Here is a 14,256-nt window from a genome sequence, read left to right on the forward strand (position 1 = left end):
ATCCGGGATACAGTAGAGGGATAGCGGTTAGATGAGCGACCTTGCGAGAGAAATTACACCGGTCAACATTGAGGAAGAGCTGAAGAGCTCCTATCTGGATTATGCGATGTCGGTCATTGTTGGCCGTGCGCTGCCGGATGTCCGAGATGGCCTGAAGCCGGTACACCGTCGCGTACTTTACGCCATGAACGTACTAGGCAATGACTGGAACAAAGCCTATAAAAAATCTGCCCGTGTCGTTGGTGACGTAATCGGTAAATACCATCCCCATGGTGACTCGGCGGTTTATGACACGATCGTCCGTATGGCGCAGCCATTCTCGCTGCGTTACATGCTGGTAGACGGTCAGGGTAACTTCGGTTCCATCGACGGCGACTCTGCGGCGGCAATGCGTTATACGGAAATCCGTCTGGCGAAAATTGCCCATGAACTGATGGCCGATCTCGAAAAAGAGACGGTCGATTTCGTTGATAACTATGACGGCACGGAAAAAATTCCCGACGTCATGCCAACCAAAATTCCTAACCTGCTGGTGAACGGTTCTTCCGGTATCGCCGTAGGTATGGCAACCAACATCCCGCCGCACAACCTGACGGAAGTCATCAACGGTTGTCTGGCGTATATCGATGATGAAGACATCAGCATTGAAGGGCTGATGGAACACATCCCGGGGCCGGACTTCCCGACGGCGGCAATCATCAACGGTCGTCGCGGTATTGAAGAAGCTTACCGTACCGGTCGCGGCAAGGTGTACATCCGCGCTCGCGCAGAAGTGGAAGTTGACGGCAAAACCGGACGTGAAACCATTATCGTCCACGAAATTCCGTATCAGGTAAACAAAGCGCGCCTGATCGAGAAGATTGCGGAACTGGTAAAAGAAAAACGCGTGGAAGGCATCAGCGCGCTGCGTGACGAGTCTGACAAAGACGGTATGCGCATCGTGATTGAAGTGAAACGCGATGCGGTCGGTGAAGTTGTGCTTAACAACCTCTACTCCCAGACCCAGTTGCAGGTTTCTTTCGGTATCAACATGGTGGCATTGCATCATGGTCAGCCGAAGATCATGAACCTGAAAGACATCATCGCGGCGTTTGTTCGTCACCGCCGTGAAGTGGTGACCCGTCGTACTATTTTCGAACTGCGTAAAGCTCGCGATCGTGCTCATATCCTTGAAGCATTAGCCGTGGCGCTGGCGAACATCGACCCGATCATCGAACTGATCCGTCATGCGCCGACGCCTGCAGAAGCGAAAACTGCGCTGGTGGCTAATCCGTGGCAGCTGGGCAACGTTGCCGCGATGCTCGAACGAGCGGGCGATGATGCTGCGCGTCCGGAATGGCTGGAACCAGAGTTCGGCGTGCGCGATGGTCTGTACTATCTGACCGAACAGCAAGCCCAGGCAATTCTGGATCTGCGTCTGCAGAAACTGACCGGTCTTGAGCACGAAAAACTGCTCGACGAATACAAAGAGCTGCTGGATCAGATCGCAGAACTGCTGCGTATTCTTGGCAGTGCCGATCGTCTGATGGAAGTGATCCGTGAAGAGCTGGAGCTGGTTCGTGAACAGTTCGGTGACAAACGTCGTACTGAAATCACCGCCAACAGCGCAGACATCAACCTGGAAGATCTGATCACTCAGGAAGATGTGGTAGTGACGCTCTCTCACCAGGGCTACGTTAAGTATCAGCCGCTTTCTGAATACGAAGCGCAGCGTCGTGGCGGGAAAGGCAAATCTGCCGCACGTATTAAAGAAGAAGACTTTATTGACCGACTGCTGGTGGCGAACACCCACGACCATATTCTGTGCTTCTCCAGCCGTGGTCGCGTCTATTCGATGAAAGTCTATCAGTTGCCGGAAGCCACTCGTGGCGCGCGCGGTCGTCCGATTGTCAACCTGCTGCCGCTGGAGCAGGACGAACGTATCACCGCGATCCTGCCGGTGACCGAGTTTGAAGAAGGCGTGAAAGTCTTCATGGCGACCGCTAACGGTACTGTGAAGAAAACCGTCCTCACCGAATTCAACCGTCTGCGTACCGCCGGTAAAGTGGCGATTAAACTGGTTGAAGGCGATGAGCTGATCGGCGTTGACCTGACCAGCGGCGAAGACGAAGTAATGCTGTTCTCCGCCGAAGGTAAAGTGGTGCGCTTTAAAGAGTCTTCTGTCCGTGCGATGGGCTGCAACACCACCGGTGTTCGCGGTATTCGTTTAGGCGAAGGCGATAAAGTCGTCTCTCTGATCGTGCCTCGTGGCGATGGCGCAATCCTCACCGCAACGCAAAATGGTTACGGTAAACGTACCGCGGTGGCGGAATACCCAACCAAGTCGCGTGCGACGAAAGGGGTTATCTCCATCAAGGTTACCGAACGTAACGGTTTAGTGGTTGGCGCGGTGCAGGTAGATGACTGCGACCAGATCATGATGATTACCGATGCCGGTACGCTGGTACGTACTCGCGTTTCGGAAATCAGCATCGTGGGCCGTAACACCCAGGGCGTGATCCTCATCCGTACTGCGGAAGATGAAAACGTAGTGGGTCTGCAACGTGTTGCTGAACCGGTTGACGAGGAAGATCTGGATACCATCGATGGCAGTGCCGCGGAAGGGGACGATGAAATCGCTCCGGAAGTGGACGTTGACGACGAGCCAGAAGAAGAATAATTTTACTTCTTCATGCCAAAAGGGAGCTATCTCCCTTGTTTGAATTGAAAAGTCCAGGCTGCAAAGTCTGGGCTTTTGTCGTATTAGGGCGCGGTAAAGTTTTGCTGTGCTCGTAAAAAATGGCTGGCTTTACACAAGGAATGTGGCAATGAGTGGTGAAAAAAAGGCGAAAGGCTGGCGGTTCTATGGTCTTGTAGGTTTGGGCGCAATAGTACTGCTTTCCGCTGGCGTCTGGGTGAAGCGGCGCACGAAAAACGCGAAAATGTTTCACGATAAATGCGAAAACTTTAATTTTCGCGCTTCAAACGAAACAGCGGCATTAACCGCTGCTTTTTTATTCATTAAGTGGGATCACTTCGGGTAAGGCTGAATCCTGAATAGCTTAGTGTTTAGGCGCTTTTTTGCACGCTTGTTCAGGAACCTGATGTAGCGATACTGATTAAATTTGTGTACCACAGCCCGCTCCTTATTAGCCCGCAAATATACGCCTCGTTGCCCTCCGCGCTTAATCGCGTTCATCGCTATCTCGTGATACCACTCGCCGTCCAGCTCGTAGAACGTGCTTTCATGGCTACCAATAAAATCAAAATTCGACGCCTGATATACCACGCCAGCACGTCCGCAGCGTTCGTCTGCAAAAGACTGAACCCACTCAACTGACGGATACAGTAACCTGATAACTTTCAGCGCGTAGCTGATAGCCCGTGATTCAGAATTGCGGGGCATGTCGTCGTGTAGCCACATGCGGTTCAGCTCCATATAGCCCCGGTTATCCGTTTCAAGCACGACCCGACGCCCTGAGTTGGGGTTAAGGGCATATCCCCACTGAAGAACGCCAACCAGATCACGTCCGCTGAATACGCCCAGATGCAGGTAGGAGTTATTCACAAAACGGCGGGAATAGTGCTTTGTCTGAATGATTGTGCGGGCCAGCCAGCAGGATATGGTTTCAACACGTAGCTCCTTTGAACCATAGCCGACAATACGGCCTTCATACTCAATAACGCAGGGTTTTGTCAGAATGCGTGATTTCTTCTCTTTTCCCACAATACAGCTCCGTGGGATGCTCTTTGGCATTCGATATGACAATGTAACGTTTACAGCGAGGGCATTTAATTTCTATATGCTTAAAACCTCCTTTAAACAGTAATTTATTGCAGTTTTTACAGCGAACAGAGTCCATGATTCCCCCTGTGTAATAACCAGACATAATCGCCCGGAGGGCTGGGGGTATTTAATCACAATCGATGCAAACCGACGATCGATATGATGTTATCGATCGTCATAAACTATACAAACTGATTATTTAATCACCGACAGTTAATGCTCTCACCTCGTCCAGCATGGACAGCCGGGAAAGTTGCTCCTTCATTTCACGCTGGCGCTGATAAATCCCGTTATTACGATCAACCTGTGCCTGCGCCATTGCGGCCGTCAACTCCTGAAGCTGCGCCATTGTCAGAGTAACGAGGTTGTTTGCTACATCTCCCCACCCAAGCGTTGCCCGCGCACCTGCTACTTTTGCGGCCATTGCTACGGGCGCAATGCGAGCCATCGAATCGGGGCCAGCATTCCAGGTGTGACCGTTCCATTCGAACGTGAACGGCTGCGACTCCTGTTCTGCGCGCCATGCCTCGATTTCCATCTTTTTGGCATCTTTTGCCGCTGCGATAAGTTCAGGCGTGACGCTGAACGGGGCAATTTCGCCCCATTTGCCGCTTTGCAGCTCCTGCCAGATTTGCTGGCCTGTTGTTGCTGTGTCTTCTGGCGTGGCTGTGTAGGGAACGGCTTCATCCATCCCTTCCAAAAGCACCTCGCAGTCAATCGCGCCGGATTCGGTGTAGCGGGGACTGGTAATTTCTTTTATCTGCATCATGCAATCCTCATGAATAGCGCCACAAAAGCCTGGTCGCTGTATGTTGTGGGTGCTCCAGACAGTGAAATATAGGTTCCGGGGAGTGATTTGCTCTTGCAGCCGGTAATATAGAATCGCGGTGTTGCCGCATACGTACCAAACGGGGTGAACGGGCACTCTATCGCCACAGGTGCAAGTCGTGAGCCGGGGTAAGTCTGACCACGGGATACTTTAATATTTGTGTCGCCGTCAGCGGTTCCCTGGTATGACGCCAGTATTAAACTTCCTGGCTGCGCCGGGTCGCGCCACTCATTGTTATAATTATTGTAAATATACGAATACAGCATGGCCCGGACATCAGTAAGCGATGCCAGCTTGCGCCAGCTTATTGACCAGTTGCTCTGACCAACGCGCTTGCCTATGTGTAAGTGCCCGTCTGAGTCGTAAAAAGCCAGTATCTTCAGAACCTTCGAAGCATCGTTATATCCGCTGTCATTAAGCCACAGCAAATCAACAATCCCCCGCTTTTCTCCTTCAGGCGCGAGGTATTCTTTATCACTGGCGCTGACGTAATAACGACCAGGTTTCGCCCACTGTGACCACCACGACGCCGTATAGCCCTCATTAAAATTTATTCGCCCCTGGCTTTGGTCTTCAAATGTGTAGCCAAATCCGTAAGCCCCGGCGAGTGGCAGATGCACCCTTTGTTCATACTCAGTTCTGGATGGCCATGTATAAGGGGTGGCAATTACCTGTTTATTTTTCACCCCGGAAATCTGTAAATTCCATTGGGCCCGAGCCAGTGCTGACGGGCCAGCATCAACAATTTCCTGCAAATTATTCTTAATTTTGAGATAGCCACCTTCCAGAATTTCGTCAATTTCGCCTTTGGCGTTCTCTGCTGATTCTGCGGCGGTCGCTGCATCCTGCGCATATTGTTTGGTCTGCTGCTCGTGTTGCTCAGCTTTCTGCGCGTGTTTTTGTGCGTTCTGTTCGCTCAGGGCGGCGTTGTCAGCACTGTTTTTTGAGTCAGTGGCACTGTCAGCAGAATTCTTTGCTGCCTGCTGCGCCTTTTTTACCGCATCAGTAACATTCTGCACGCCCTGCTGCACCTGCCCGGCGTTCAGCCCAACTTCTGAGGCCAGCTGTTCTACTTGCTGTTTGCTGGCTGCTACAGCTTCTGCATTCTTCTGTACGTCATTCGCCAGCGTCTGGCAATCATCCTTAATCTTCTGCGCATCAGTAACGTGTTGCGCGGCCTGTTGCTCGCTTTCCGCTGCTGCTTCCGCGCTCTGCTGCGCCTGTTGCGCCAGTTCTTCGAATTTCTTCAGGGCTTCCGGGCGCAGGTCAATATCGGTTGCGCCCAGAAAATCATTCAGCGAACCGTCCGCTGAATCTTCATAAACGCGGATGACACCGATTTCTGAAAGGCGCTGTTCATTCTGCGTCAGGCGAACGCTGTACACCCCCGGCAGAACGGGGAAGTCATATTCCCCGTTCTGTGTGGTGACATGGCTGAAAACACTTTTCAGAATCCCTGCACGGTTGTGCAGGGAGGTCAGTGTAATGGTTGCGCCGCCCAGCGGTTCTCCCGTGGGCGTTTTAATCACACCTTTAAGCTGCGGCATCGGGACGCTCCGGCCAGTTGATGGAGTAAAAGGAGGCTTCGTCAGTAACGGTGCTTAAATCCAGTGCCTTTACCGCTTTGATATATGCCATCCACTGCGTAAGACGGGCTTTATCATCGTCGCTGATGGTGCCCAGCTCCAGCTCGGTTTTCCAGTCGGAGGTGATGTCCTTCGCTTCATTCAGCAGGATCTGGCGTTTTTTTTCTGCCAGTCGCGAGTAATCAACAGGAACCGGCAGCACTTCGCCATCTTTGTAATACCAGCAGGCTTCAATGCCAAAACCTTCCGGCAGCTCGTCCACTTCCACAATAGTGAAGCCAGCCGGATAAAGACGGGACACGTCTTCCGCCATCGAATAAATCACGCCGGTTTCAGGGTGAATACACAATTTGTATTTCTTCGTGAATTTATCCAGTGATTCATAAAAATCCTGTCCGTCTTCACTGCGGAAATACTGAATATCCTTACCATAAGGCATATTTTCCGGGTAATAACGCGAAACGTTTCTTAGTTCCATTGTTTTCTCCTTAATTAACCTGATACGGTGCGCCATGAACCATTGATATAAATCTGCGCGGATTTGTAATACACACCACCGATGTTATCCGCCGAACGGCTTCCCGTATCCTGGACATAAATTCCTGACAACTGACAGCCTGAAGGCGCGCGGAACGTCCAGGTGATTTCGTTACCACCCGGGTTGTAAAACACCTCATTGGTGTACTGAAAATTACGCACAGCGCCGGAATCGGTGGTGCTGATGGTGATATCGCTGGTGCCATCAAACAGCACATTGTTAATCCTGCGGGCCGTCTGAAGGCGGGTTGCCGTTCCGGCGTTGCCGCTGATGTTGCTGATGGTGATATCCGAAGACAGGGCCATGCCGTTGATCCTGCGGGTATTCGGTACAGCACTATTGGCTTTATTTACCGTTTCACGTAATGAAAGTGCTTCGATAATTTCACCGGCTGTGTTTTTCCCGAGAATACCGCGCACAAAAGCACTGAGCGGTGTTAATGCCATTGTGTCTTCGCCGGTAAAATACGGGAATGTATTATTCTGACCAGTTAATCCGGCAATAGCTCCGGCTGAACCACTGTTCGTAATAAACAGTTTTTTCAGCGCCGTCATAATCTGGTCGGTGGTATTTTTATCCGGTTTGATATTTGCCTGCCGGAGAATTTCCAGCAGTTCGGACTGAATAATATTAAACCAGTCCGGCCCCGGATAGGTGGGCGGAATACCATTCCCGCCTTCGGTGAAATAAAGCGTTGTTTTGCTTAATTCAGCCGCGACAGGTGGCATTACCGGCACACCCGTCGGATTATCCACATGAAACATAAATTATTCTCCGGTGTAATAATATTCATATTCCGTGCCCGCCAGCCGGTAATGCTTCAGCAGGCATTCCAGCTCGCGGGTGCGTTCGCTGATTAATGGCGTCATGACGTCATCAATACAGGTAAACCGTCCGGCATCTTTATCCGGGACTTCCACTTTCAGCAGCCAGCGATACCGGGCCGGATGCAGCGGGTACATGCAGTCACGCAGACAGTGATGCGGCAGAACGGCCGTCACCTTAATGGTGAAGCCCAGCGCCGCCGCAGCGGCTTCAATCTGCCAGGTTGCCAGCCCACCCTTGCGGCGGTATTTCTCCACCACGGCCCGGCGGCGGGCTTCCGTTGTGGTGGCGGCAATTCCGCATTCCGGTAGCGCCAGATATTGCTCCCACTCCGGCAGCAGCTGGAGCGTGGTTTCCGGTCGCATCTCCACATGCAGACGCGAGGCGTCGTATTCAACGCGGGTTAAACGCTCTGCAAGCGCCCTTAAAAAGCGGTTTAAATCCGCGTCGTTATCACGCGGCCATGCCTTACCCCGTGGCATGACCTGTTGCAGTGCGGTCAGCCATTCCGTCACGCTGTGAGCCATGTCACCTCCCCGATGGTGATAAGCTCATCCACATCACTGGTGGTGTCTTCCCCGATGTTGAGGAAGTAATCCGTGATACCGGACGTCATACCGATGGCCGTGCGCAGCGAGGACACCGGCAACATCTGACCGGGGGCCAGCGTTTTCTGTAATGCGGTCAGGTTTGCCCTGACGGCGTTCCTGTTCGCCTGGCTGTCCGGTGTCAGACGGATGGACAGGTCGACTTTCTTCAGCCTGACCTGTACCGGCCAGACCTCGATGCCGCCCGGTTTGCCCACCATCACGCCCGTGGCCGGGTGTTTGTGGCAGAACAGATACTGCTCCATTGTTTTCAGGTCGTCCCGTGTGGGGATAATGTCTTCACGGTCATCATAAAGCCATGCCAGCCCGACCGTGCCGGGGCCGTGCCACGCATCCCACGCCCACGCGCGGCTGACGCCCGGCACTTCACGCGCCCAGATGACGTAATCATGCAGTGCACCGCCCACCGGGGGATTGCGGCGCACATACAGCAGACGGTCCAGCAGCTCTGCGATGGATTCAATATCTGCGCCGCCGGTAATACCGCTATTCACCACTGCACCGGTGCTGCCCGTTCCGGGCAACGGGGACAGCAGGGTCAGAACCGAACCGGCAGCAAGATTGCCCGCCACACCAGCTTCTTCAGCCTGCACGATGACGGTGACCTCGCCGTTCTGTACCTCGCCGGATGTGAGCACCTGATACACCTGGTTCGTGTCGGACTGCATCCGGGTTTCTGCCGGAAGGGGAGACTGACTGGTGAAGGTCACCGGTCCGCTGGCAAAGGTGGCCTGCTTGCGGATAACCCCTTCATACGTTGCTGTTTTGATAATGGTTTCATCATCAGACGCGGTGGACGGGATTATCTGGTCCTTGATCCAGCTCTGATGGTCGTATAAATCCCGGACCTGACTGCTGAATGACACGTTCAGCGCCTGCTCAACACTGACAGGCGGCAGCTTTTGCAGGCCGAGTTCATACGCAATATCTTTTTCGCCGTCGGCAATCAGTTTGCCCAGCGTGGGGATTTCATACGGCATTAATGGTGGCCTCCCATCGGCGGGTGATTTCGATTGTGAGCGTGGTTTTGTCCGGGCGGGTTAACACCACCTGAAAGGCAATACGGTCAGGGACGATGATTCTGGCCGTGACGGTGGCGTTACGGGCGTAACCGGCCCGCAGCAGCGGTTGCATGGACAGCCGCGCGTAGTCTTCCACGCGCAGGCGGACATCTTCCGTCAGTTTTTCGCGCTCTAGCAGCCACAGGCGGGAACCCCACGAAAAATCGCTGTACGTGTCGCCCGGCCAGCCGCGCGGGTCGCCGGAACCATCTGGAATGACATCATCGTCATCAGCACGGGCATCAGTGAAAAGGCAGATAAGAACCTGAGTGACCAGCCCCTCATCCAGTGAGAGGCCGTTATGGGTGACGGTGATGTCACCCCGTGAGAGAGTATTATTCCAGCGGATTCCGGTCGTCATATGGGCGGTGATGTCTTCTCATTGTCGCCGTCCTTATGAATGTGTTTGATAAAAGATTTACCGTTGATTGTGGCATCTTCAGTAAATTCACAGGGACCGACGAATTTCATTTGTTTACCGATAATATTCAGCAATTCGTCGGCGGTGAGATTTACCGTTTTCCCTGAAAGATTTAATTGTTCTCCTGTGATTTCAATAATACCGCCTTTCTTTAACGTGATATGCGATTTGCCGTCCTGGTGATACAGCCGGACATCGCCGGGGGACAGGTCTTTAGGGCGACATCGCTTGTCTTCCACCGCAATGGCAACCAGACCATCACGCCGTCCACCAACGGCCAGCACAATGGCTTCAGAACCTTCCGGCGGAACGGAAGTAAAACCGTAATTCTGGAAGCGTTCCACATCGTCATCAGTGGCGTCTGCCAGCGTCTGGATTTGCAGGTTCTGCCGCTCCAGACTGTCAGACACCATGCGGACAATGGCACGGTCAACCATCAGCCGCAAACGGCGGGCAATGGCGTTTAATCCCATGTTGCCACCGCCTTTGTTTTCTTCGTCTTCGCTTTCATTTCCGGCATATCCAGTGATTCAGGCGGAACCAGCGCCAGAACCGTCATCCGCCCCTGTGCGCCATCCGTCCAGGTCACCCCGGATATCAGCCAGGTGGTTTTCAGGTTCTGAATGCTGTCGTCGATATCGACAAGGCGGTTGGTCTGCCACAACGGGCCGCTGTCGCCCTGTTCGCGCCAGCCTGCCACCGTGATTTCCGTCGTGCGGGATTCCCCCAACATCCGGGCTTTGTACCATTCTCCGCGAATGCTGGCACCGCCCACGGTCAGACTGTCTTCATTGACCAGAATACGCGGGCGGTAACGGTTAATTTCCGGGTCTTCGGTGATGTACTGGCGACCGCCCACCATCGAGGCAGGCTGGCTGTCCCACAGTTTGCCACCGGCACTGGTGGTGCCCTTGATGATGTACTGACTGTTACGCTCCCGCCAGCTGAAGCGCCCACGGGCGGCGAGGATATTTTTTCCCAGCACCAGTGACACGCCTGCGCGAACGGAAGAGGCGCGGGTGATAATCAGGTTACCCGCTCCGTCAGACGTCAGCAGAACGCCGCGCTGTTTTGCCAGCCGGTCGAGCAGTTCAAACCCCGTTTCACCCTGTTCCAGAACGACAGACGCAAACGCCTCCCCGGTCGGGGTTTCCGTGATGACGGTTATCCCGAACGGGCGGCAGACATCAGCCGCCACCTGTTCAAGTCGCACGCCTTTCCATTTCCCGGACGAATGCACCACAGAGCAGTCCACCAGGTCACCGGTTTTGTCGCGCCCCATGACACGAATCTCCACGTTATCTGCGTCATAGCTGGGGATAAAATCATCGATATACCCCGTCAGCACGGTATCCGCGCCCAGCCTGACTGTGCAGGATTGCCCCTCACGAATCACGCGCGGTGCCGCCGCTGACCAGCGGGTTGTCACACTGAGATCAAACTCACCGGCAATCGCCTTCAGGGAACGACTGACGGACATTTCCGTCCAGCCTTCCCACAGTTTGCCGTCAACGGTAAGAATCACGGATTCCATCAGTCGGTAATCTCCACAGGTTGCGTTGGCAGTATGAATGACGGATGGCGCAGGCGGTTACGCTGCACGATTTCATCCCGTCGGCTTGTGTCACCATGTTCGCGCCATGCCAGCAATGCGGCAGATGTGGTTGTGGTCAGCGTCACCTGCCGGGTTTCCGGCAGACGGGCGGCACGCTCGCGGGCATCCGTAATCACGGCCTGCCGTAAATCGCGCAGCGTTCGCCACAATGCCCGCTGGTTATTTTCCACCGCTGCCACCGCCTGCTCATGCAGTTCAGCCGCCAGCGTGTCACCGGCAGATAATGCCGCATCACTGGTATCGAACGTCATCGAGGCCACGGCATTTGCCTGTCCCAGCAGGGTTTCCAGCACAACCACCTGGCGGAAGTCGTCAATGTTCTTCTGCAGGCTGACAGATACCGGCTGATAATCCGGTGACAGCCCGATAGCAAAGCCAATTTCGCCGTCTGCCACGCTGCCTGGCTTCACTGTGATATCTTCCGGCAGTGCGCCGGTGGCAACCTGTCGGGCGCGTTCTCCGGCCCACTGGTTGCGTAATGTCGTGTAAACCGCCAGTGCTTCGGGTGGTTCCGTCACCAGATCAACCACGCCGTCGATGAACGAGGACAGCTCACTGACCAGGCGCCCCGGCGTGGCAATAATGGTTCCGGCCATCTCCTTAAAATGGTTCAGCCTGTCCATCCACTGATTCAGTGCTGCCGGTAGCGTGGGCAGGTTAGCCACAAGGTTTTCCATATCGGCCAGAAAGCTGTCGGCCATCTCACCCAGCCCGTCGAGTGCGCCGAACCAGTCGCCATCGTCAATGGCGGCTTTCACCGCATCAATGCCCGTCAGCACTTCCTGCTGCGTGTTATCCGCCGCAGACGGGAACAGGCGCTCGCCTGCCTCAAACACTTCAAAAGTGACATACGCAATGCCGTCTTCCTCCGTGCTGAGGCGATGGGTAACCTTGCCAACCTGTACGGTCTGTATCCCGAACCACGGGTGGATAAGTTCGCCGGGGCCGGGGGTATTGAGCGCATCTAAAAGGGCGTTTAAATCATCCTGGAAGTTTTTACCCAGCAGCTTTGCGTTAATCTGCTGTTGACCGGGAACGGCCCCGTTATCATCAGTCCAGGCGGTTTCACGCCGGGGGTAAGCACGGGGAATAGCCCTGCGGCCACCGGTGCCTTCCGTATCCACCAGAAAGAAGGAGACGCCGCGAAACGAGGCATCGCGCAGCCCGTCCCATTTGCCTTTGCTCGTTGTCATTACCCTTGCTCCACGCTGGTGACGCCAGCCTGCGCACTGAGTCTGACGCCGGGTTGATCCACTCTGACACTTTTCACGCGGGCGTCACCTTCCACCACCACGCGGATTTCCCCCTGCAACTGCTGCGGAACGAATGGTGCGTTCTGCGTGGATTGCAGAACATCCCAGGGCGACGGCGCGGCGATGTTCTTTTTCTCCAGAGAGTTAAACCAGTTCTTGATATCCGTCCATACCGTCGGGCGGTTGTTGTTTTCCTGAACCCGTGCGATTAGCGCATCAGCTTCCTCTTTGTTCTTTGGGAAAGCCGAGAGCACCATGTCAAGGAGATTAAATCCTGATGCCGTTTGTGGTGTAACCAGCGCTGGCGTCTTTGGCCCACGTGGGTTGCGGGAGTTGCGGGGATTGCGCGATGAATCCGGCGCATCCGGCAGACCTCCGGTATTACCATTCATCCCGCCACTGCCCATATTAACCACATAAACCGGCATCACACCGGAGCCGAAAACATCTGTAATGCCACTGGGTATCCCTTTGCCTTTCCCTTTGGGATTCATGATGTCGTGTATGGTTTTACCGAACTGATACGTTTTTCTGATGGCGATAATGCCGCCCAGCGCGATCGCCATATACTTACCGACCTGTAACCAGGTCTGGACGGTATCCTGGTCAACGCTGTTGATGGCATCAGCCAGTTCCTGAACGGGTTTTGCCAGTTCCCTTTCAGCAAAACGTTGCCATTCGTTATTCAGTGATTGCATTGCGGCATTAAAGCCTTCGGCATTGGTCTGTGCGGCCTTTTGCGTGGAACCCAGCTCAATCGTGCCGTAAATCATTTGTTCCATCAGTTGCCGGTTTTCAGGGGTGAGCAGCGCCTTAATCCCCTGCATTCCGGTCAGATCAAACACATCCTGAAGTTTCAGCGGGTCGTATTTGGCCCGTTTAAGGATTTCCATCATCAGTTCATAGGGCTTTTTGATGTCTTTTGTGCCTTTGACAAAAACATCAACACCGTTTTTTTTCAGAAACTCGATGTTCTTTTTGTCCGACAGGGAGGCATACATGGCCTGAATACTGGTTACCGTCTCATCAATGCTGCCTTTGTTTTTGGCGAACACCTGAGCAAATGCCCCCATCTGGGCAATGGCTTCCGGTCCCTGATCCTGAATGATGGAAAACAGTTTCGGGGCAGCGCGGGCAACATCGGCAACGCTTACAGACCCCACTGCGAACTGCGAATACAGCCTGTCCATCATGTTACTGACCGCATCAGCGCCCCGGACGTTTTTTTCCCAGAACTGCGCCATCAGCCCGGCTGCAACCTGTCCGTCAACACCGAACGCCTGCATCATCAACCCCATGTTGCGGAGGTTGTCCACCACATACTGATAATCACCGGTTTTCCCCAGAAGTTCGCTGGCCCCCTGACCAAGCGCAGAGGCATCAATACGAATATCTTTCTGGTTCGACACATCCCTGATTTTGTCGTGAAGCGTCTTTACCTGTTCAGTGGTTAACTGGGCATCCGTACCCATCCGGCGCATCTGCGCATCAAAATCGGCAACCTGTTTGATGGTTAGGCTACTGCCAAGCCCGGCTATCATTGCCGTGTAGCGGTTGCCCAGCGTATCAAGGCCGCGTCCTGCGGCCTCCGTTGTGGCTTTGACAAGGCGCATGGCCTTCTGATGGTTCCGGGCGAACTGCGACATATTTGCGCCGTACTGCCGGGCTTTGGCGGTCAGGTTCCCGGCAAGGTTGATCATGATTTCCGTGCTGAGACGGTTACCTGTTGCCATGCTGTTTCTCCAGTTGCTTTA

The 14,256-nt window shown here is 54.0% G+C and carries 14 protein-coding genes and 1 pseudogene; 2 read left to right on the forward strand and 13 right to left on the reverse strand.

Features of this window, described 5'->3' with window-relative positions; genetic code table 11:
• Nucleotides 1-31: 31 nt before the first annotated feature.
• The gene (gene gyrA, locus ACK8NJ_RS07870) at nt 32-2,659 is read left to right on the forward strand and encodes a DNA topoisomerase (ATP-hydrolyzing) subunit A (protein ID WP_001281263.1); all 2,628 of its coding nucleotides are present in this window, start codon (nt 32-34) and stop codon (nt 2,657-2,659) included.
• A 142-nt stretch (nt 2,660-2,801) separates the two neighbouring features.
• Nucleotides 2,802-2,894: pseudogene (locus ACK8NJ_RS07875) on the forward strand (hypothetical protein); the annotation flags it as partial.
• Nucleotides 2,895-3,010: 116 nt separating this feature from the next.
• Here the strand turns inward: ACK8NJ_RS07875 and ACK8NJ_RS07880 are convergent.
• The 13 genes from ACK8NJ_RS07880 to ACK8NJ_RS07940 all read right to left on the reverse strand — a co-directional run bounded on the left by ACK8NJ_RS07880 (nt 3,011) and on the right by ACK8NJ_RS07940 (nt 14,235).
• Nucleotides 3,011-3,736: a protein mom gene (locus ACK8NJ_RS07880; RefSeq protein ID WP_074400346.1), complete on the reverse strand. Its 726-nt coding sequence runs from the start codon at nt 3,734-3,736 to the stop codon at nt 3,011-3,013.
• A complete protein-coding gene (locus tag ACK8NJ_RS07885) occupies nt 3,657-3,842 on the reverse strand; it encodes a Com family DNA-binding transcriptional regulator (RefSeq protein ID WP_001372435.1) in 186 nt (61 codons plus the stop codon). The genes ACK8NJ_RS07880 and ACK8NJ_RS07885 overlap by 80 nt, the downstream gene beginning before the upstream one ends.
• A 123-nt stretch (nt 3,843-3,965) precedes the next feature.
• A complete protein-coding gene (locus tag ACK8NJ_RS07890) occupies nt 3,966-4,532 on the reverse strand; it encodes a DUF4376 domain-containing protein (protein ID WP_411962517.1) in 567 nt (188 codons plus the stop codon).
• Nucleotides 4,532-6,142, reverse strand: a complete 1,611-nt coding sequence (locus tag ACK8NJ_RS07895; protein WP_411962317.1) for a prophage tail fiber N-terminal domain-containing protein — start codon at nt 6,140-6,142, stop codon at nt 4,532-4,534. The genes ACK8NJ_RS07890 and ACK8NJ_RS07895 overlap by 1 nt, the downstream gene beginning before the upstream one ends.
• The gene (locus ACK8NJ_RS07900) at nt 6,129-6,659 is read right to left on the reverse strand and encodes a tail fiber assembly protein (RefSeq protein WP_411962318.1); all 531 of its coding nucleotides are present in this window, start codon (nt 6,657-6,659) and stop codon (nt 6,129-6,131) included. The genes ACK8NJ_RS07895 and ACK8NJ_RS07900 overlap by 14 nt, the downstream gene beginning before the upstream one ends.
• Before the next feature lie 14 nt (nt 6,660-6,673).
• Nucleotides 6,674-7,483, reverse strand: coding sequence for a phage tail protein (locus ACK8NJ_RS07905; RefSeq protein WP_411962319.1), 810 nt, complete (start codon nt 7,481-7,483; stop codon nt 6,674-6,676).
• Between the two features lie 3 nt (nt 7,484-7,486).
• A complete protein-coding gene (locus ACK8NJ_RS07910) occupies nt 7,487-8,071 on the reverse strand; it encodes a YmfQ family protein (protein ID WP_000951402.1) in 585 nt (194 codons plus the stop codon).
• A complete protein-coding gene (locus ACK8NJ_RS07915; protein WP_411962320.1) occupies nt 8,056-9,132 on the reverse strand; it encodes a baseplate J/gp47 family protein in 1,077 nt (358 codons plus the stop codon). The genes ACK8NJ_RS07910 and ACK8NJ_RS07915 overlap by 16 nt, the downstream gene beginning before the upstream one ends.
• Nucleotides 9,122-9,574, reverse strand: coding sequence for a phage GP46 family protein (locus ACK8NJ_RS07920; RefSeq protein WP_000206927.1), 453 nt, complete (start codon nt 9,572-9,574; stop codon nt 9,122-9,124). Before ACK8NJ_RS07920 ends, ACK8NJ_RS07915 begins: the two co-directional genes overlap by 11 nt.
• Nucleotides 9,571-10,107, reverse strand: coding sequence for a phage baseplate assembly protein V (locus ACK8NJ_RS07925; RefSeq protein WP_411962321.1), 537 nt, complete (start codon nt 10,105-10,107; stop codon nt 9,571-9,573). Before ACK8NJ_RS07925 ends, ACK8NJ_RS07920 begins: the two co-directional genes overlap by 4 nt.
• The gene (locus tag ACK8NJ_RS07930) at nt 10,098-11,168 is read right to left on the reverse strand and encodes a phage baseplate assembly protein (RefSeq protein WP_411962322.1); all 1,071 of its coding nucleotides are present in this window, start codon (nt 11,166-11,168) and stop codon (nt 10,098-10,100) included. Before ACK8NJ_RS07930 ends, ACK8NJ_RS07925 begins: the two co-directional genes overlap by 10 nt.
• Nucleotides 11,168-12,442 (reverse strand): DNA circularization protein, encoded by a 1,275-nt coding sequence (locus tag ACK8NJ_RS07935; protein WP_328070885.1) that lies wholly within the window; start codon nt 12,440-12,442, stop codon nt 11,168-11,170. Before ACK8NJ_RS07935 ends, ACK8NJ_RS07930 begins: the two co-directional genes overlap by 1 nt.
• Entirely contained in the window at nt 12,442-14,235 is a 1,794-nt protein-coding gene (locus tag ACK8NJ_RS07940) for a phage tail protein (RefSeq protein ID WP_411962323.1), read from the reverse strand. Before ACK8NJ_RS07940 ends, ACK8NJ_RS07935 begins: the two co-directional genes overlap by 1 nt.
• Between the last annotated feature and the right edge of the window lie 21 nt (nt 14,236-14,256).

The organism is Escherichia sp. F1, from assembly GCF_046764225.1.
Classification (GTDB): Bacteria; Pseudomonadota; Gammaproteobacteria; order Enterobacterales; family Enterobacteriaceae; genus Escherichia; species Escherichia coli.